Below are 18636 nucleotides of genomic sequence, written 5' to 3' on the forward strand. Positions count from 1 at the left end.
TTCTGCCAAGCCGCACACACCCTTATTAGTACCATGGCTGAAGCCTCTCCTACCGGTTCTCTCTCGCCCATGCAGCGCCTCTGGCGCCTGCTCGGCACCGAGCGCCGCGACATCATCTACCTCTACGTCTACGCTTCCCTCACCGGTCTCATTGCCTTGTCGCTGCCGCTGGGCGTGCAGTCGGTTATCGGCTTCATTTCCAGCGGAGCCGTCAGCACTTCGCTGATTGTGCTCATTCTGTTTATCGTGCTCGGCACCCTGGTGGTAGGCGCCCTGCAGGTGATGCAGGTGTATCTGGTGGAGTTCATTCAGCAGCGCCTGTTTGCCCGCGTGGCCTTCGACTTTGCCGTGCGCCTGCCGCGGGTACGCACCGAGGCGCTGAACGGACAGTACCTGCCCGAGCTGGTCAACCGCCTGCTCGACACGCCCACCCTGCAGAAGGGCCTGGCCACGCTGCTGCTGGAAGTATCGGCGGCGGGGCTGCAAATCGTGTTCGGCCTGCTGCTGCTCTCCTTCTATCACCCGGTGTTTATTGCCTTCGGGATGCTGTTGGTAGGCTTGCTGGCGCTGCTGCTGCGCGCCACTGGCCGCCAGGGACTTGAGACCAGCCTCACCGAGTCGAAATACAAGTACCACGTGGTGGCCTGGCTGGAAGACGTGGCCCGCACGGTGCACACCTTCCGGCTGGCGCCGCGCCACCGCCTCGTGCTGGGCCGCACCGACGAGCTGGTGCAGGGCTACCTGGGCGCCCGCCGCGGCCACTTCCGGGTGCTGCTCACCCAGTACTTCGGCTTCGTGGCGTTCAAGACGCTCATCACCGCCGGCCTGCTCATCATCGGTTGCTGGCTGCTGATCGAGAAACAAATCAACATCGGTCAGTTCGTGGCCTCCGAAATCATCATCATCCTCACCATCAACGCGGTGGAGAAGGTGCTCATCAAGCTCGACGTGTTCTACGACGCGCTGACCTCGCTCGACAAAATCGGGACGGTGCTCGACTTGCCCGTGGCCCCCGACCACCAGGGCGCCGGCCTCGACCTGCCCGCCACTACGAAAGGCCTGGCCGTGGCCCTGCGCGAGGTGCGCTACCAATACCCCGGCGGCAGCCGCCTCTCCCTTACCGGCGTTACGCTGCAGCTGCACCCGGGCGAGCATCTGGGCCTGGCCGGCTACGACGGCTCGGGCAAGACCTCGCTGCTGCGCGTGCTGGCCGGCCTGCTCGACGAGTACACCGGCCTGGTGGCCTACGACGGCGTGGCCCTGCGCGACCTGGCCCCGGCCACGCTCTCGCGCATCGTGGGCGAAAACCTGTCGCACCAGCACCTGTTCTCGGGCACCGTACTCGAAAACCTCACCCTCGATCAGCCCGAGGTGAGCCCGCAGGACGTGGCCTGGGCGCTGGAGCTGGTGGGCCTGCGCGACGACATCTACGCCCGCCCGCAGGGTCTGGCCACCGCGCTGGGCAACGGCGTGCCGCTGCCCGACCACGTGCGGCAGAAGCTGCTGCTGGCCCGCGCCCTGGTGCGCCGCCCCCGCCTGCTGCTGCTCGACCACTTCCTGCCCGGCGTGGAGCCGGCCGAGCGCCTGCGCATCCTGCAGCGCCTGGTGGCCCCCGAGCAGCCCTGGACGCTGATTCTGGCCGCCAACGACCCGGCTCTGCTGGCCCTGTGCCCGCGCGCCGCCCTGCTGCGCAACGGCCAATTGGTGGCCGACGGCACCTACCAGCAAGTATCGCAGCAGCCGGAGTTGCGCGAGCTGTTATCCATGAGGAAAGGAGAATAAGACAAGCGGCATAAGCCTGTCGGGCGCCTCTGGCCCCGTTCTCACCCAACGGCCCTTCCGACAACGGGAGCAAGCCCTCAATTCCTCATTCTTCACTCCTACTTCCCTTTAGAATAAAAATGGCTCCTTTTGCCGAACACCCCATCCCGGTCGACCACCCCGCCGCGGCGCAGTTCCGTGCCTTCGAGCAGGTGCAGACGCCGCGCACCGGCCGCGTGCTGGCGCGCTGGTGCGGCGGCCTGGGCGTGCTGGTTTTGCTGGCCGGCTTTCTGCCCTGGACCCAAAACATCCGTTCCACCGGCTCCCTCACCACCCTGCGCCCGCAGGACCGCCCCCAGACGGTGCCAAGCACCATTGCGGGCCGCATTGAGCGCTGGCGCGTGCAGGAAGGCCAGCTGGTACACAAGGGCGACACGCTCGTCGACATTGCCGAAATCAAGGACAAGTACTTCGACCCCGAGCTGCTGGCCCGCACGCAGGAGCAGCTGACGGCCAAGGAAGCCTCGCTGCGCGAAAACGTGGCCAAGGGCCGCGCCCTGGAAAACCAGCAGGAGGCCCTGCGCACCTCCCTGCGCGTGAGCCTGGAAAAAGCCCAGAACAAGGTGGAGCAAACCCGCCTGAAGGTGAACAGCGACGAAGCCGAGCTGCGCGCTGCCCAGAACGACTTCGACATTGCCCAGCGCCAGCAGGAGCGCCAGGAAAACCTTTACAAGCAGGGCCTGAAGTCGCTCACGGAGCTGGAGCAGCGCCGCCTGAAGTTTCAGGAATCGACGGCGAAGCGCCAGTCGGTGGAAAACAAGCTGGCCGCCTCGCGCCAGGAGCTGATCAACGCCCGGCTGGAGCTGTCCTCCTTGCAGGCCGAATACCAGGACAAGCTGGCCAAGTCCGAATCGGACCGCCGCTCGACGCTGGCCTACCAATTCGACACGGAAGGGCAGATTTCGAAGATGCGCAACGAGTACGCCAACCTGAGCATCCGCTCGGGCTTCTACCGCATCACGGCCCCGCAGGACGGCTACGTGGTACGGGCCCTGAAGGCGGGTATCGGCGAGGTCATCAAGGAAGGCGAGGCGCTGGTGACGGTGATGCCCAACAAGCCGCAGCTGGCCGCCGAACTCTACGTGCAGCCCATGGACATCCCGCTGCTCTCGGTGGGCCGCAAGGTGCGCCTGCAGTTCGATGGCTGGCCGGCGCTGGTTTTCTCCGGCTGGCCGGGCACCAGCTTCGGCACCTTCGCCGGGCGCGTGGCCGTCATCGACAACCTCGACTCGCAGGGCCGCTACCGCATCCTCGTCACGCCCGACCCCAACGAGGAGCCCTGGCCCCAGCCGCTGCGCGTGGGCTCGGGCGTGTACGGCTGGGCCCTGCTCGACGACGTGCCCATCTGGTACGAGCTCTGGCGCCAGCTCAACGGTTTCCCGCCCAACTACATCGGCACCGACAAAACCGACAAAGCCAAATCCGACAAAAAAGCCGACAAAGGCGGCTATTCCTCCGAAGAAACCGAATTATGACCCATTTGCTTAGCCTGCCGCGGCTTCTTCGCCGCTTTGCCGCGCCGGTGCTAGCCCTGGGCCTGAGCCCCTTGCCCAGTCCGGCGCAGATTCCGCTGAATGCTACGGCCAAAGCCGCTGCTTTCGGCTCCCCGCTTACTCCCACTACCTCAGCCGCTCCGGCCACCTCGTCTTTGCCCTTATCCGGCTCCTCTGCTCTTTCGCAGAAGGAAGCGGGCGAAAAGGCTGACGAGGCGCCCGCGCAAAACGAGGCCTTCACCCTGGCCGACCTGCTGATCATGGTCGGCGAAAACCACCCGGTAGCCCGCCAAGCTGCTCTGCAGCCCGAGCGGGCCCGCCAGGAAGTACGCCAGGCCCGCGGCCTGTTTGACCCCGCTGCCGAAAGCAAGTTCTACCGCAAGGAATTCGGCGGCAAGGACTACTGGAACCTCTGGGATAACACCCTGCGCGTGCCCACCTGGTACGGCCCCGACGTGAAGCTGGGCTACGAACGCAACGTGGGCCCACGCGTGAGCGAGCAAAACGCCACGCCCGGCCCCGGCCTTACCTACGTCGGCCTTTCGCTGCCTTTGGCCCAGGGCCTGCTCATCGATGAGCGCCGCGCCGCCGTGCGCCAGGCCCAGGCCCTGCAGGGCCTGGCCGAAGCCGAACGCCGCGCCGCCCTCAACAAGCTGCTGCTGGCCGCCACCAAGGACTACTGGAACTGGACGCTGAGCTTCGAGCGCCGCCGCCTGCTGCAGAGCAACCTGGAGCTGGCCGACATTCGCTACCGGGCCGTGCGCGAGCGGGTGCGCCAGGGCGACATGGCCGCCATCGACTCGGTGGAGGCCCTGACGGAGCTACAAAACCGCCGCGCCCAGCTGGTGCAGGGCGAGGTGGAGTGGCAGAATGCCACCCTGCTGCTCAGCAACTACCTCTGGGATGCCCAGCAACGCCCCCGCGAGCTGCCCGCCACGCTCCAGCCCCAGCCCCTGCCCTCGGCCGCGGCCTGGCAGGCCCCGCCGGTCGTGCCGCTGGAAGAGCTGGTGCTGCAGGCCCGCCAGCAGCACCCCGAGCTGCTGAAGGCCCGGGCCAAGCTCGGCGCCCTCGACGTGGAACGCCGCCTGTACCAAAACAAGCTGCTGCCCAAGCTTACCGTCGACTACAACCTGCTGCTCACCGGCCGCCCCTACGACGCGGAAGCCGGCTACGGCCCCACGCCCGTGTACCAGAACAACTACAAGCTGGGCGTGAGCTTTGCCTACCCGCTGCTGCTGCGCCAGGAGCGCAGCAAGCTGCAGCTTACCCGCCTCAAAATTCGCGACGCCAACCTGGGCCTCGACCAGATCGGCCGCGAAATAGCCACGGGCGTGCGCACCACCGCCAACGACCGGCAAGCCCTGGCTCAGCAGCTGGAAGTGCAGGCCCAGGTAGTGGCCAACAGCCAGCGCCTGCGCGACGGGGAGCAAATCCGCTTCGAAAACGGGGAAAGCAGCGTGTTCCTGCTCAACTCCCGCGAGTCCTACCTGCTCACGGCCCGCATCAAGCTGGCCGAGCTGCAGGCCAAGTACGCCCAAACCCAAGCCTCGCTGCGCTTTGCCGCGGGCGGCGCCCCGGTAGCCGAATAAGCCTCCTGCCGCAGATATGCCTACTTCCGGTGCCGCCGGTGCTACCCAGCACCGGCGGCACCGTTTGGGGGGGCAATACGCAGGCAGCCACTTGCTTGCCGCGTGCCGCGTTTGATGCCTACTTTAGCCGGCGGCGCACGTACTTTCTGCGCCGCGCGGCCGTTACGCGGCTTCGCCCTACTCTGCCTTACCGCCATGCCCAGCTTATCCCCTGCTACTTCCTCCGCTCTGCGCCAGCGCTTCGGGCTGGTGCTCATCCTGGCCGCGTCGCTGGCCCTGAGCGGCGTGCTCATCGTATTCCGGGTGTTCTGGACGCACCACATCACCTTCGTTTTCCTGATCTGGAATTTGTTTCTAGCCGCCATCCCGATGGGTCTGACGCTACTGCTGGGCCTGGCCGAACCCGCCACGCGCCGCCGCTGGCTGCTGCCGGTGGGGCTACTCTGGCTGCTGTTCTTCCCCAACGCCCCCTATATCCTCACCGACCTGCTGCATTTGGGCGAGTTTCCCGGCGTGCCGCGCTGGTACGATCTTACCCTGATTCTCACCGCCGCCTGGAACGGGTTAATGCTCGGCTACGCGTCCCTGCTGGATATGCAGCGCTTCGTAGAGGAGCGCCTCGGCTGGGCCGCGGGGTGGATGTTCAGTTCCGCAGCCCTCACACTCAGCGCCTACGGCGTGTACCTGGGCCGCTTCCTGCGCTTCAATAGCTGGGACATCGTCACCAACCCCTTCAGCCTGGCCTACGACATCCTCGATACCCTGTTGCACCCGGCCCACCATCCGCGCGCCTGGGGCGTTACGCTGCTGCTCGGGGCCTTTCTGCTGCTGGGCTACCTCACGGTGCGGGCCTTGGGGCGCCTGCAGCTAGCCGACCAGCAATAACCTCAAAGGCTCAAAATCCGGGTGAAGAAGCCCTGCCGTTGCCTCCCAACGACAACCGCCCCACCCGCTTCGCTCTAACGCGCCAGCCGTAAGCCAATCGGCTGCACCAGCGCCATCAATCGTCAGGCTCCCCCTCTCCTTTTCGGAGAGGGGGCCGGGGGGTGAGGCGCAAGTGAGGCGCCCCGCAGAACGCCCCCATGCCGCAAGCACCCCGCCTGCGTATCTTGCCCGCTGCATGAAGCTCGCCACCTCCCCCACCCCCATGTCCTGGCCGCGGCTGCTCTCGCGCCGCCGCTACCCCGACCAGCCCCAGCTGCACATCGTCACCAACGCCGCCCCCGTGCGCGGTGCCTTCGTGCAGGACTACGACCGGGTGGTGTTCAGCTCGGCGTTCCGGCGCCTGCAGCGGCAGGCCCAGAACGTGCCCATGCCCGAAACCGACTTCGTGCACAGCCGCCTTACGCACTCGCTCGAAACCGCCTGCGTAGGCCGCTCCCTGGGCCGCCTCGGCGGGCGCCTGCTCATGGAGCAGGACGCGGCCCTGGCCGAAGAGCTGCCCCACTTCGATGCTGACTGCGGCGACATCGTAGCCGCCGCCTGCCTGGCCCACGACATCGGCAACCCGCCTTTCGGTCACTCTGGGCAGGACGCCATTTCAGCCTACTTCAGCAGCCCCGCGGCCGAGCCCTTTGTGCGCACCCTCACGGCTGCCCAGCGCGCCGATTTGCAGCAGTACGAGGGCAATGCCGCCGGCTTCCGCATCCTCACGCATACCTACGCGGCCCACAGCAGCGGCACCGCCGGGCTGGGCCTCACCTACGCCACGCTGGGCGCCTTCAGCAAGTATCCGCGCCCCTCGGCGGGGCCCGCAGCCGAGCAGGCCGGCAGCGCCAGCGAACGGAAATACGGCCACTTTCAGACCGAAGCCGAACGGTTTCACCACGTAGCTCAGGACCTCGGCCTGCTGCCCAAAGCCGACGCCAGCGGCTTCTACCACCGCCACCCGCTGGCCTTCCTCGTCGAAGCCGCCGATGACATCTGCTACCGCATCATCGATTTCGAGGATGCGCTCAAGCTCGGCCTCATCGCGCCCGAGCAGGGCCTGCAGCTGCTGCGCGACATGCTCGCCGACCCCGCCGACCGCCCCCGCACGGTGCAGTGGTACGACTGGCGCGAGGAGCTAGGCTACCTGCGCGCCCGCCTCATCGGCAAGCTGGTGGCCGAAACCGCCGCCTGCTTTGCCCGCCACGCCCCCGCCATGCTCGTGGGCGAGTACGACGCCTGCCTGATTCAGGAGCTGGACTGCTGGCAGGCCCTGCAGGAAGTGCAGCAGCTCTCCGTGCAACACCTCTATCGCAGCCGCCCGGTGCTACAGACCGAAGCCGCCGGTTTCGAGGTCCTCGCTGGCCTGCTCGACGCCTTCCTGCACGCCACCTTCGACCCGACGGCCGGCGCCCGCTCCCGCAAGCTACTCGACCTGGTGCCGGCCCAATACCGCGCCGTAGGTCCGCAGGCCGACCTCTCCGCCTACGAGCAGATCATCCTGCTCACCGATTACGTCGGCGCCCTCACCGACCAAAACGCCCTCAGCCTCTTCCGCACCATCCGCGGCATCGACCTGCCAAAAGGCTTCTAAGCCGGAAGGTGAGCAACCAAGAGCGGTTCCCGCCCCCCTGTACCAGTAGCCCCGCGCTACGGCGCGGGCGTAGCTGAACGACAGTATGGGAACTGCACTGACTTGGGAATAGAACAGCAGACAAGAACAACAAACTCCCCTCCTCAGATGAGGAGGGGACGCGGCAAGTTTACTTGCCGCTGGGGTGGTTGACCGTCGTTGCTGACGTTGTTTTCATCCGACGCAGTTTTCATCCTTCCATCAGCAAGAGGCCCTAGTACGGCAGCTACTACCGCCCGCAAGAGGGCAGCTACCTCCTCCCCGCCCTCAACTACCGCCTCACCGATGCTACCTACCGCCTCACCGCTTGCACCTACCGTCTCTCCGCCCTTAACTACTGCCTCGCCGATACTAACTACCAGCTCTCCGCCCCTAACTACCGCCTCGCCGACATCAACTACCACCTCGCCGGCAGTAACTACCGCTTCGCCGACGCTACCTACTGCCTCGCCGCTGCTTACCCATTGCCCCGCACGAGGGCATCACGATAATCCACGGTCTATCTTTGCCCGCAGCTGCCGGCACCAACCTCCCCCGGCGCTTGTTCGGCCCCTATGCAACAAGCTACTTCCGCTACCGACCTCAACCTCTCGACCAGCGACCAGCTCTTCACCCGCGCCAAAGACCTGATTCCGGGCGGCGTCAACTCCCCCGTGCGCGCCTTTCGCGCTGTGGGTGGCCACCCAGTGTTCATGCAGTCGGCGCAGGGCGCCTGGCTTACCGACGTCGACGGCAACCGCTACCTCGACCTGATCAATAGCTGGGGCCCGATGATTCTCGGCCACGCCCCCCAAATCGTGCTCGACGCCGTGGCGCAGGCCCTGCCGTCTTCGCTCTCGTTTGGTGCCCCCACGCGCCGCGAGGTCGAAATGGCCGAACTCATCATCGAGATGGTGCCCAGCATCGAAAAGGTACGCCTCGTCAACTCCGGCACCGAGGCTACCATGTCGGCCATCCGCGTGGCCCGCGGCTACACCGGTCGCTCCAAGATCCTCAAGTTTGAGGGCTGCTACCACGGCCACGGCGACTCCTTTCTGATTGCTGCCGGCTCGGGCGCCCTCACCCTCGGCACCCCCGATTCGCCCGGCGTCACCGAAGGCGTAGCGCAGGACACGCTCACCGTGCCCTACAACAACCTCGACGCTACCGCCGCCGCCATCGAAGCCAACCCCGAGCAGATTGCGGCCATCATCCTGGAACCTGTCGTGGGCAACATCGGCCTGGTGCCGCCCGCCGAAGGCTTCCTGCAAGGCCTGCGCGAGCTGTGCACCCGCCACGGCATCGTGTTCATCTTCGACGAGGTAATGACCGGCTTCCGCCTGGCCCGCGGCGGCGCGCAGGAACTGTTCGGCATCGAGCCCGACCTGACCACGCTCGGCAAAATCATCGGCGGCGGCATGCCGGTGGGTGCTTACGGCGGCAAAAAGGAAATCATGGACCAAGTGGCGCCGGCTGGCAAAGTGTACCAGGCCGGCACGCTCTCGGGCAACCCCATTGCCACCGCCGCCGGCCTGGCGCAGCTGCGCTACCTGCAGGAGCACCCCGAGGTGTACGAGCAGCTGGAGCGCACCAGCGCGGCCCTCGCCGACGGCACCCGCCAGATTGCGGCCGAGCTGGGCCTGAACTACACCGTCAACCGCGTCGGCTCGATGTGGAACGTGTTCTTCACCTCGCAGCCCGTCACCGACCTGGCCTCGGCCAAAACCTCTGACCTGGAAGCCTTCGGCCGCTACTTCCGCGCCATGCTGCACCGCGGCGTTTACCTGGCGCCCTCGCAGTTCGAGGCCCTGTTCGTGAGCACCGCCATCACCGACGACCTCGTGGACCTGTACCTGTCGGCCTGCCGCGCCTCCATGCGCGAAGCCCACGGCCTGTAAGCGTCAGCCTCGGTTCAGGTAACGTATCTGTCATCCTGAGCCGTAGGCGAAGGACCTTCTCACGTGTGATAGTAATAATCTATCTAGCGTAACAAGGTCCTTCGCCTACGGCTCAGGATGACAGTTTTTTTAGGCGTTAGCCGCAGGTGTACTGTCAGTTCTTTACCGCCGGATTTATGCTTATTCCAAGCACCGGTGCCTTATTTATTCGCGTCATAGCCATTGGTTTGGCATCATAGCCGGTTCGCGGCCTATCTTTGCCCCAAACCTGTTGACTGTTGTTATGCCTTACCGCTACCGTTTGGGGTTTTGGAGCCTGCTCGTGCTGTTGCTGATGATGCCGTTGGGAATGCTTGCCCAAAGCGAAAAACTAGCCGCGCAGAACAAGCAGCTCTTCGACCGCGCCGTGGACGAGCTGAATTTCCGCACCATGGAAACCGTCTACGACAAGACGTTTACCCGGCGCAAATTCCCCGTCAACCTGCGCACGGCCAAAGCCCGCCGGGAGTTTGACGACTTCCCCGGCCGCGACGACCTTAAAACGCTGTTTCGCAACTACAACAGCGTGGCCGAGCGCTACAAGAACCGCTTCGGCAAGGGCCGCACCGACCTGGCCGAGTTCGAGAAGCAACTCAACGGCATCCTCATCGACCAAAACTTTGAGTTCTTCATCCACGGCCTGCCCCGCGACGAGCGTTCAGCCCTGATTCACGGTCTGCAGCGCTACATCAAGCAGGCCAGCGCCCAGTTCAACGCCTCCGAGGACCCCGCCCCCGAAGAGCTGCTGGCCGATGCCGCCAACGTGCCGCCCGCCGACGTGGACGCCGCCTCCGAGGCCCCCGTTGCCAAGCCCCTGGAAGAACCCGCGCCCCTGACCGACGCCACGACCGAAACCACCGATGTGGAGTCGCCGCGGGCGCGGCCCATCGGCGAGTACAGCGCCCCGCGCCACGATTGGCTGGACTACACCACCCTGCTGTGCTCGGTGGTTTCCTTGGCGCTGCTGCTGCACCTGACGCTGAGCGTCATCCCGGCCATGCGCACGCAGATCAACAACCTCACGGCCGAACCGGACATGGACGAAGACGAAGCACCCGCCCCGAAGCGCCACGCGGCGGTGCTCCCTTCCGACCGTTACGACGACGAGGAAGTCTAACCCTACTCCGCTTGCCACACCCGATGAGGAATGAAGAACAGCGCCCGCGCCCCTTCTTCATTCCTCGTCTTTTTTCTTTCTCCTTCTCTCTCCTTTCATGATCCTCACCGACGAGCAAATCTTGGCCGAAATGGAACGCGGCACCATCGTTATTGAGCCGTACGACCGCGCTTGCCTCGGTACCAACTCCTACGACGTGCACCTCGGCCGCTACCTGGCCACCTACCGCGACCGGGTCCTCGACGCACGCAAGCACAACGAAATCGAGGTCTTCGAAATCCCGGAGGAGGGCTTCGTGCTCGAACAAAATACGCTCTACCTCGGCGTAACGGAGGAATACACCGAAACCCACGCCCACGTGCCCTTCCTCGAAGGCAAAAGCTCCGTTGGCCGCCTGGGCATCGACATTCACGCTACTGCCGGCAAGGGCGACGTGGGTTTCTCAAACACCTGGACGCTGGAAATCAGCGTGACGCAACCCGTGCGCATTTACCGCGGCATGCCCATCGGGCAGCTTATCTACTTCACGGTGGAGGGCGCCATCCAGAACTACTACAACCGCAAGCCCAACGCGAAGTACAACCAGCGCACCGACAAGCCGGTGGAATCGATGATGTGGATGAATAAGTTCTAGGACGGCCTTTTGGCTGTTCCAAGACCGTTGATTCGAGCGCTACGCTCGGCCCAACGGTCTTTTTTTGCAGCCGACGTGCGGCAATTCGCCTCTTACCGAACCGCTTGGCACACTTTTTCGTTAGAAAGGGGCGTTGGTTGCTTCGGCAGCCCGAACCTGTGTTTCCGTGGCTTCGGCCCTTAACGATAGATTTTGCCATGAAAAAGATGATTGCAACGGCTGTACTGGCGACGGGTGTAGCGCTCGGCGTACAGGCGCAGCAACCCGCCAAGAAGAACCCCGTCGTGCAACAGCGTGCGGAACGTCTGTCGAACCAGATGTCCCGGCAACTGCGGCTCAATAACTATCAGACCACCAAGCTGCGCGCCATCAACGAGGATAAAGTCGCCAAGATGGCGGCCATCGAAGCGCAGCACGCAGGCAACACCAAGGTCATCGACGACCAGTGCCAGGGCGTGTGCCGCGAGCGGGACCAGGAGCTGCGCGCCGTGCTGACCACCGATCAGTACAGCAGCTACTTCAGCAACCGCGCCGCCTACTACAAGTACGACAAGGACTACGCGGCCCAGGCCAGCGACATTATGCTGGTGAAATCGGTGCAGAACCCGCTGCCGGCCAGCGCACGCGGGGCTACCCTAAGCCAGACCAAAGAAGACACCAAACCGGCTCCGTCGCGCACGCGCTAACGGTGCCTACCGTATAGAAAAAGCCCGTCCGGTGATTACCGGACGGGCTTTTTTGCGTCGTGGGGCGAGCTGTTCGGGCGCGACTAGCGCTGCTGGCTCTTTTCCTCCTGCTCCACGTGCTGGGCCAGCTCGCGGCCCAGAGCGCGCAGCTTGGCGCCCATGAACTCGTCGCTGGTGGCGGCCACGATGCTTTCGGCCAGGGAGCCGATCATATCCACGTAGAAGCGCTTCATCTCGTCGACGGGCATTTCCTTGGTCCACAGGTCAATCTTCATGGTGCCGGCCTGCTCCCGGTCCCAGATGCTGATGTTCATGGCCTTGGCGAAGTGAATGTCGCCGCCAGCATCGGTGGCGCTCCAGCTGATAGCCTCGGGAATCTTCTGCTCGTCGAGGGCAATGCTGAAGTGGATTTCGGATTTTTTCATGCGTAAGGAAGGTAAGTCGGGGCAAAAAGAACGTCATGCCGAGCGAAGCCGAGGCATCTCGCGTGTTTAGTTAGATAGCAATTTCTATCTGACATCAGCACGCGAGATGCCTCGGCTTCGCTCGGCATGACGGGCTTGTGGGTCGTTCAACCAACTACTACACGTAGTTGTTCAGCATCACCGGCATCACCAGCATCAGGATGCTTTCGTTGTCTTCGGCCAGGGTGGGCATGAGCAGGCCGGCGCGGTTGGGGGTGCTCAGCTCCAGGGTGATTTCCTCGGAGTCGATGTTGCTGAGCATTTCGATGAGGAAGCGGGCGTTGAAGCCGATTTCCATGTCCTCGCCGTCGTACTGGCAGGGCAGCTTTTCATTGGCCTCGTTCGAGAAGTCCAGGTCCTCGGCCGAAATCGTCAGCTCGGAGCCGGCCAGGCGCAGGCGCACCTGATGGGTGGTCTTGTTCGAGTAGATGGCAATGCGCTTCACCGAGTTCAGCAGCTGGCCGCGGTCGATGATGAGCTTGTTGGGGTTCGACACCGGAATGACGTTCTCGTAGTCGGGGTACCGCTCGTCGATGAGGCGGCACACGAGGCGCATCTGGTTGAAGGAGAAGAAGGCGTTGGACTGGTTGAACTCCATGCGCACCGGGGTAGCCTCGGAGGGCAGGGCGCCTTTGAGGAGATTAAACGCCTTGCGCGGGATGATGAGGTTGGCCGTCTGGCCGGCGGCTACGTCCTGGCGGCGGTAGCGCAGCAGGCGGTGGCCGTCGGTAGCCACGAAGGTGGCCTGGTTGTCGGCCAGCTGCACGAGGATGCCGGTCATGGCCGGGCGCAGCTCGTCGGTGCTGACGGCGAAGATGGTCTTGGTGATGGCGCGCAGCAGCGAGTTGGAGGGAATCTCGACCGGAGCCGAGCCTTTCACCACGGGCACGCGCGGGAAGTCGGTGGCGTTTTCGCCGGCCAGCTTGTAGCGGCCGTTGGCCGAGCTGATTTCGATGCCGTAGGTTTCCTCGTCGAGGGTGAAGGTGACGGGCTGGTCGGGCAGGTTCTTGAGCGTGTCGAGCAGGATGCGCGCGGGGGCGGCGATGCGGCCGCTTTCGCGGGCTTCGACGGGCAGCTCGGTAATCATGCTGGTTTCGAGGTCGGAAGCGGTGATGGTGAGCTTGCCGTTCTCGATTTCAAAGAGGAAGTTCTCCAGGATGGGTACCACGGGGTTGCTCGTGACGACGCCGTTGATGCTCTGGAGCTGCTTGAGGAGCGCCGAGGACGAGACGATGAACTTCATATAGGGCTTTGGGAAGAGTGTCAGATTAGGGATGACAAAGATAAAAGGGTAAGTGGGGAAAACTAGGGCTTCGCGGGCGGTAATGGGTAGGGTCGGCGGGCAGCCGGGCGCGGTGGCATGAGGTTCAGAGGATGTGACATGGGGTTCAACCGGCGTGACATGAACCTTGATGCAGGTGACATGAACTTCAAAAAGGGTGACATGAGGTTCAACGAGCGTGACATGAACCTTGAAAAGGGTGGCATGAGGCTTGGCAGCCGTGGCAGCTCTGTGGTGCGGGTTGGCCGGGGTTGTGAGGCGTTTGGCAGCGCTTGAGCTAGTCAACGAACTATCCGGCCGGGGAAAGTTGTGCCTTACAGTCTGTGAACAGCAAGTAATAAGAACGTCATGCTCCAGTTAGGAAGCATGACGGCCCGGTAATGTGCAAAACACCTCTGCCACCTGCTGGGACAGGACAAGGGCCTGGCGATGTTTGCGGGGGCGGACCTAGGTAGAGCGGCGGCCCGGCTGCTGGCCCCGCCGGCTACTCAGGGGCCCACGCGCCGCAGCTTTCTCCCCTGGTAGCGGTAGCGGCCAGCTTGCAGCGGCGTGAGCGGAGACGCGTCGAAATAATTCTGGACCTGGCCCACCGTGTTGGCGGGGGCCATGTACACGTTGCGGCCGCGCAGGTGAATGGCGCGTTCGTAGCCGACGGAGCGTTCGTCGTCGGGGATGGAGTTACCGCGCATCTCGTAGACATAGCTGGTCAGAGCCCGCAGCAGCAGGCGCGGCCGGGGCGGCGTGGGGTCGAGCAGGTAGCAATGGCCATACCGGGTGCCGCTGCTACTGCCATTGAGTTCTGAGCCGAAGCGCAGCAGGACTTCGAACTGGCCGCGCCCGTCGAGGTTGGCCTGCTCTACCTCCAGGGACGGTGCTTCCGGTCCGCCCTCGAAGGTAGGGCCACTACCAGGACCTGGCTCCAGCTCTAGCTCCAGCCAGGTAGTATCGTGCGGGTGCGGGCGGTAGAACAGGCGCGGCCACTCGCCATTAACCAGCATGCGCAGCAGCGGGGTCACCTCTTCAACGTAGTCAAAACCGGCAGCCTCCCGGCTTAGCATCACCGTCCCGAGGGTGTCGAGGATGGGCAACGGGCCGGCGGCGAAGGGTTTCGGGGCTGCGGGTAGGCTCTCTGGCGCCGCGACCAAGCTGTCCGGCAGCATGGCGGGTGCAGCGGCGGGTTTTGGAACCGCGGCTAAGCTATCTGGCGGCGCGGCTAGCGTGGTAGCCGGGGGCCCTTGAGACTGGCCGCAGGCGCAGAGCAGGCCGGTGCCGAGCAGCAGGCCATAAAGGGATAATGGGCGAAAAGACATAGAGGTCCAAAAAGTAAGTGTTCCGGCAGCATTCGTCAAAAAGCCCTGCAGCTTGTCGCGTTCGGCCACCCGTAGCGGCGGGGCCAAGGGATTCACGCTCCCACCAAAGCCAAGGGGTATCTAGCGCATCCCATCGAGTGCGGCGAGTAGCGCGCCACCGCTAAAAACGAGGTAGCTGTCTTTTCATAGCGCGTCGCGAAGCCATGGGGGGCTATCGGTTGCGAAACCGCTATAGACTACGCGGTCCGACCCTGCCGCTGAAGCCGCAGAATCGGACCGCGTATTGGCCAGGGTGCCCGGTCGGCCTCACAGCAGACTTTCCTGCAGTGCCTGCTGGACCGTCCGGACCGTGGGCTGAAAGCCCAGACTTCGGGCGAGCGAGTTGTCGCATTGCAGGTACCAGGGGTTCAGGAGCGGTTCGGCGGATGCGGGCAGGGTCTGGCCCACCAGCTGGGCCAGCTCATACACGGAGGTAGCCGCGTCGTCGCAGATATTGACGATCCGGCCGTCCAGCGTACCCGTCAGCGCCAGCTGCATGGCCGTGGCCACGTCGCGGTGGTGGATGGTGCTCATGCGCATGGCGGGGTGAAAGCCGTGCGCCAGCGCCTGCCGGGGCAGGGCTTCGAGGTGGCCGTCGCCATCCCCGTAAACGAACGGGAGCCGCAGCACCACCCCGTTGAGGCCACTGGCGCGCCAGGCGTTTTCGGCTGCCGCCTTGCTGGCCGGGTAGGCATGCTGCGGCGCCACGGCGTCGTCTTCGCGGCCGGGGTGCGCCTGGTCGGGGCTGTAGACGTGGCAGGTGCTGGTCAGGATGAAGCGGGCGGCCGGCGCGTGGGCCAGAGTGGCGGCCAGCAGGCTGCGTGTGCCTTCCAGGTTGCTTTGCCAGATCAGGTCGGTATCGGGCGTGCGGAATACGGCGGCGAGGTGGATGATGGCGGCCCCGTACCGCTTCCGTGAGCGACGCCGGATCGAGCAGGTCGCCCTCCACGGCCGGTACGCCGGCCGGCGCTGGCTTGCCGGGGCGCACCAGCGCGCGGCAGTCCAGACCCGCGGCCAGCAGCCGCCGGAGCAGGCGGGCGCCCACCAGGCCGGTGGCGCCGGTTACCAGAATTTTTCCTTCTTGTGTGGTCATTGCTTCTGCGAGTTGATTGCGGAAGCAAAGCTCGGCGAGCGGCCGGCGCCGGGGCTGGACGAAAGCCGCTATGGTCTGGACAGATCCTGAAAGAAGCCCGCTACGGTCTTGCCCGTGGCTTTCTTGAACAAGCGCGAGAAGTAATCGGGGTCGTTGAAGCCCAGCTCAAACGCCAGCTCCTTGACGGACGTCCGCTGGTGGTAATACAGGCGGCGCTGGGCCTCCAGGATGAGGCGGCTGGTGACGAATTCCTTGGGCGAAAGGCCGGAATACTGCTTGACGAGCTGGTAGAGGCTATCCGTGCTCAGGGCCAGCTCTTCCGCAATCCGGCCGATGGTCGGGTGCTCGGTCAGGTTGTTTTCCACGAATACCTTGAAGCCAAGGTACTTGGTGAGCTTGTCATCCATCGGCTTGCCGCACGCCGCGAAATACGCCGTATCGATTTCGGTGAGCAGGCTGTTCAGGTGGGCCAGCAGCAGCTCGGGCGCGGTGTCGGGGGTGCTCAGCAGGCCCATCAGCAGCTCGAACACGGCCCGGAGCCGGGCCGCGGCTGGAGGTGCAAACCGTACTTTCGCCTGATTGAGCGGATTGAGCAGGAAAGGGTACTGCCGGGGCAGCCGGGCCAGGCAGTCGTCCTGAAAACCCAGCTTGTAGTACGCACTGCCGTGCAAGGTGGGCGGCAGCTGCCGAATCTGGTGCGGCAGCGAAAACACCAGCTCGCGCGGCCCCACCTCTACCTGCTCCAGGTCGACGCCAAACTGCGTGGCGCCTTCCCAGACGAACAGAAAGAAGTAGTAGGACAGCCGGTGCGCCGAGCCGTAATGGGACGCGGCCTCCGGAGGCAGATGCCCAAAACCGGGCGCCACCAGCCGGATGGGCAGCTGCTCGTTCTGGCTGAAATCGTTCAGCAGCGAATCATTGCGTTCCATAGTCGGTAGCTTTCAACGGTGCATGTTACATAATTCCGCAGGCCGCCCCGCGAGAAAACCCAGGGCTGGGGCCGTGGCAAAGGTTCCTCCGGCCATCAGCGTGTCCCCTGCCTTCCGCCTGACACCGGGGCAATGATGTACTTTCGGGCTCAGACGTTTACGCGTTTCCCAATGCCTACTGCCTACAAGCTCTACCTGGACGACCTGCGCACGCCCCGCACCGAGGGCTGGGTGGTGGTGCGCAGCTTCGAGGAGTTCGTGGCTACCATCACGGAGCGGGGCGTACCAGCGGAAATTTCCTTCGACCACGACCTGGGCTGGGACGAGGCCCGTGGCTGCGAGCGGCCCAGCGGCTACGACTGCGCCAAGTGGCTGGTGGCGCAGGGGCTGCTGGTAGAACGGTTCAACGTGCATTCGGCTAACCCGGTGGGGGCAGCGAATATTCGGGGGCTGCTGGAGGGTTATGCGCGGTTTCGGATGGGCAGTTCCAATAGTTGAAGTACGGGCGGCGTGGTGGACACCTTGCTGCTTTTAGCGGCAGTGGAGACGCTGCCTCCACATCAGGGCCAGGCACGGTTACGCTGCGCTAAACTTGCGCCACTTAGTGCTTTAAAAACGCTAAGAGGCTGTTGGGGAATTAGAGGGAGCGGTTCAAGCATAAGCTGATGTTAGCGAGCAAGAGCCAAGCCACGTGGCTGGCCGGGGTGTATTCGTAATCAATGGCTAGTCGCCGAAAGCCCGTGAGCCAGGCGAAGGTGCGCTCCACGACCCAGCGCTGGGCGACGGGGATGAACCCACGCTGGGAGGGCGGCTTGCTGGCCAGTTCGTGGCGCACGCCGAAGCCAGCCAGGTGCTGGGCAAAACGGCCCCGGTAGCCGTTGTCGGTGAGCACCGCCCGTAAGCGCCAGCCCCACCAGGGGCGGTGCGGCAGCAGGGCTACGGCGGCGCTGTCGTGGCCGTTGGCCGCATGCACGTGGGCCGCCCAGATGCGCCCGCCGGTGTCCACCAAGATTTGGCGCTTGCGCCCGTTGACCCACTTGCCGCCGTCCGTGCCGCGGTGTTCGTGGATGCGCGGGGCCAGGCGCACGCTCTGGCTGTCGGCGCACAGCAGCGCGGGGCACGCCTCGCGCCCCTGCGCCAGCCGGTCCAAGGCGTTGACGACGGTGTTGAGTTGCTGCCAGAGGCCGGTGCGCTGCCAGCGGGCGAAGTAGTAATACACGGCCGTCCAAGGCGGGTAGCCCGCCGGCAAGTTGCGCCATTGGCAGCCCGCGCGGCACAGGTACAGCACCGCGTCCAGGACGCGGCTCAGGCTACTTCAAACTTTGTACGTAGCTGGTGACGCTGCCGTCCCAGTAGCATCTTAGGCACCTGTCCTGCTCCATTGTATGGTTGCAATTGCTGTAACCATACAGCCAATGTGCGCATTCAGGGCACAAAGCCATTATCTTGGAAGCATCAGCGAAGTATAAGCTTCCGCACTCGCCGCATGCGTTGGTGTCTCTTTTTGCAAGTTTAGAATCCATCCCACAGAGCTTAATAGAAGTTTGCGCAACCGGGTTCGCACTAGCCTGGACTATTTGGTAGTGGCTCAGGTGGGCTGAAGCCCGTATAGTAGAACATGGAAGCATGTTCGTACTGCGGCGCTTCAGCGCTGCGCAAGAATGGGTTGGCGCGCAATGGCAAGCAACGCTACCACTGCCGGG

At 64.4% G+C, this 18636-nt stretch carries 16 protein-coding genes and 1 pseudogene; 10 read left to right on the forward strand and 7 right to left on the reverse strand.

Features of this window, described 5'->3' with window-relative positions:
* Window positions 1-33: 33 nt before the first annotated feature.
* From B0919_RS06310 to B0919_RS06355, 9 genes are all read left to right on the forward strand, one after another.
* Window positions 34-1782: a peptidase domain-containing ABC transporter gene (locus B0919_RS06310; RefSeq protein WP_254846495.1), complete on the forward strand. Its 1749-nt coding sequence runs from the start codon at window positions 34-36 to the stop codon at window positions 1780-1782.
* A 119-nt stretch (window positions 1783-1901) separates the two neighbouring features.
* Window positions 1902-3296 (forward strand): HlyD family secretion protein, encoded by a 1395-nt coding sequence (locus tag B0919_RS06315; protein ID WP_078011362.1) that lies wholly within the window; start codon window positions 1902-1904, stop codon window positions 3294-3296.
* Complete coding sequence (locus tag B0919_RS06320; protein ID WP_078011363.1) at window positions 3293-4903, forward strand: TolC family protein; 1611 nt, start codon at window positions 3293-3295, stop codon at window positions 4901-4903. Before B0919_RS06315 ends, B0919_RS06320 begins: the two co-directional genes overlap by 4 nt.
* 195 nt (window positions 4904-5098) lie before the next feature.
* Window positions 5099-5788, forward strand: a complete 690-nt coding sequence (locus B0919_RS06325) for a DUF1361 domain-containing protein (protein WP_176132886.1) — start codon at window positions 5099-5101, stop codon at window positions 5786-5788.
* Between the two features lie 235 nt (window positions 5789-6023).
* Window positions 6024-7424 (forward strand): dGTP triphosphohydrolase, encoded by a 1401-nt coding sequence (gene dgt, locus B0919_RS06330; RefSeq protein WP_078011365.1) that lies wholly within the window; start codon window positions 6024-6026, stop codon window positions 7422-7424.
* Between the two features lie 593 nt (window positions 7425-8017).
* Window positions 8018-9340 (forward strand): glutamate-1-semialdehyde 2,1-aminomutase, encoded by a 1323-nt coding sequence (gene hemL / locus B0919_RS06340; protein WP_078011367.1) that lies wholly within the window; start codon window positions 8018-8020, stop codon window positions 9338-9340.
* A gap of 283 nt (window positions 9341-9623) precedes the next feature.
* Complete coding sequence (locus B0919_RS06345) at window positions 9624-10496, forward strand: hypothetical protein (RefSeq protein ID WP_078011368.1); 873 nt, start codon at window positions 9624-9626, stop codon at window positions 10494-10496.
* A gap of 97 nt (window positions 10497-10593) precedes the next feature.
* The gene (gene dcd, locus B0919_RS06350; protein WP_078011369.1) at window positions 10594-11130 is read left to right on the forward strand and encodes a dCTP deaminase; all 537 of its coding nucleotides are present in this window, start codon (window positions 10594-10596) and stop codon (window positions 11128-11130) included.
* 197 nt (window positions 11131-11327) lie between these two features.
* Entirely contained in the window at window positions 11328-11816 is a 489-nt protein-coding gene (locus B0919_RS06355; protein ID WP_078011370.1) for a hypothetical protein, read from the forward strand.
* A gap of 83 nt (window positions 11817-11899) precedes the next feature.
* Here B0919_RS06355 and gldC read toward each other — a convergent pair whose 3' ends face one another.
* The 6 genes and pseudogenes from gldC to B0919_RS06380 all read right to left on the reverse strand — a co-directional run bounded on the left by gldC (window position 11900) and on the right by B0919_RS06380 (window position 16933).
* Window positions 11900-12241 (reverse strand): gliding motility protein GldC, encoded by a 342-nt coding sequence (gene gldC / locus B0919_RS06360; protein ID WP_078011371.1) that lies wholly within the window; start codon window positions 12239-12241, stop codon window positions 11900-11902.
* A gap of 157 nt (window positions 12242-12398) precedes the next feature.
* A complete protein-coding gene (gene dnaN, locus B0919_RS06365; RefSeq protein ID WP_078011372.1) occupies window positions 12399-13523 on the reverse strand; it encodes a DNA polymerase III subunit beta in 1125 nt (374 codons plus the stop codon).
* 527 nt (window positions 13524-14050) lie between these two features.
* Window positions 14051-14722, reverse strand: coding sequence for a hypothetical protein (locus B0919_RS06370; protein ID WP_139361947.1), 672 nt, complete (start codon window positions 14720-14722; stop codon window positions 14051-14053).
* Window positions 14723-15178: 456 nt separating this feature from the next.
* Window positions 15179-15841 carry an NAD(P)-dependent oxidoreductase gene (locus B0919_RS06375; RefSeq protein ID WP_317043884.1) on the reverse strand — a complete coding sequence of 221 codons (663 nt, stop codon included), beginning with the start codon at window positions 15839-15841 and terminating at the stop codon, window positions 15179-15181.
* A gap of 25 nt (window positions 15842-15866) precedes the next feature.
* A pseudogene (locus tag B0919_RS25625) lies at window positions 15867-16004 on the reverse strand (NAD-dependent epimerase/dehydratase family protein); the annotation flags it as partial.
* Window positions 16005-16072: 68 nt separating this feature from the next.
* Window positions 16073-16933: a helix-turn-helix domain-containing protein gene (locus B0919_RS06380; protein WP_078011374.1), complete on the reverse strand. Its 861-nt coding sequence runs from the start codon at window positions 16931-16933 to the stop codon at window positions 16073-16075.
* Between the two features lie 171 nt (window positions 16934-17104).
* On the opposite strand from B0919_RS06380, the gene B0919_RS06385 reads away from it, so the two are divergent.
* Window positions 17105-17431 (forward strand): cyclic-phosphate processing receiver domain-containing protein, encoded by a 327-nt coding sequence (locus tag B0919_RS06385; RefSeq protein ID WP_078011375.1) that lies wholly within the window; start codon window positions 17105-17107, stop codon window positions 17429-17431.
* 139 nt (window positions 17432-17570) lie between these two features.
* Here B0919_RS06385 and B0919_RS06390 read toward each other — a convergent pair whose 3' ends face one another.
* On the reverse strand, window positions 17571-18242 hold the full coding sequence (locus B0919_RS06390) for an IS5 family transposase (RefSeq protein ID WP_078011376.1): 672 nt from the start codon (window positions 18240-18242) through the stop codon (window positions 17571-17573).
* Window positions 18243-18636: the final 394 nt, after the last annotated feature.

The organism is Hymenobacter sp. CRA2 (assembly GCF_002007105.1).
Classification (GTDB): domain Bacteria; phylum Bacteroidota; class Bacteroidia; order Cytophagales; family Hymenobacteraceae; genus Solirubrum.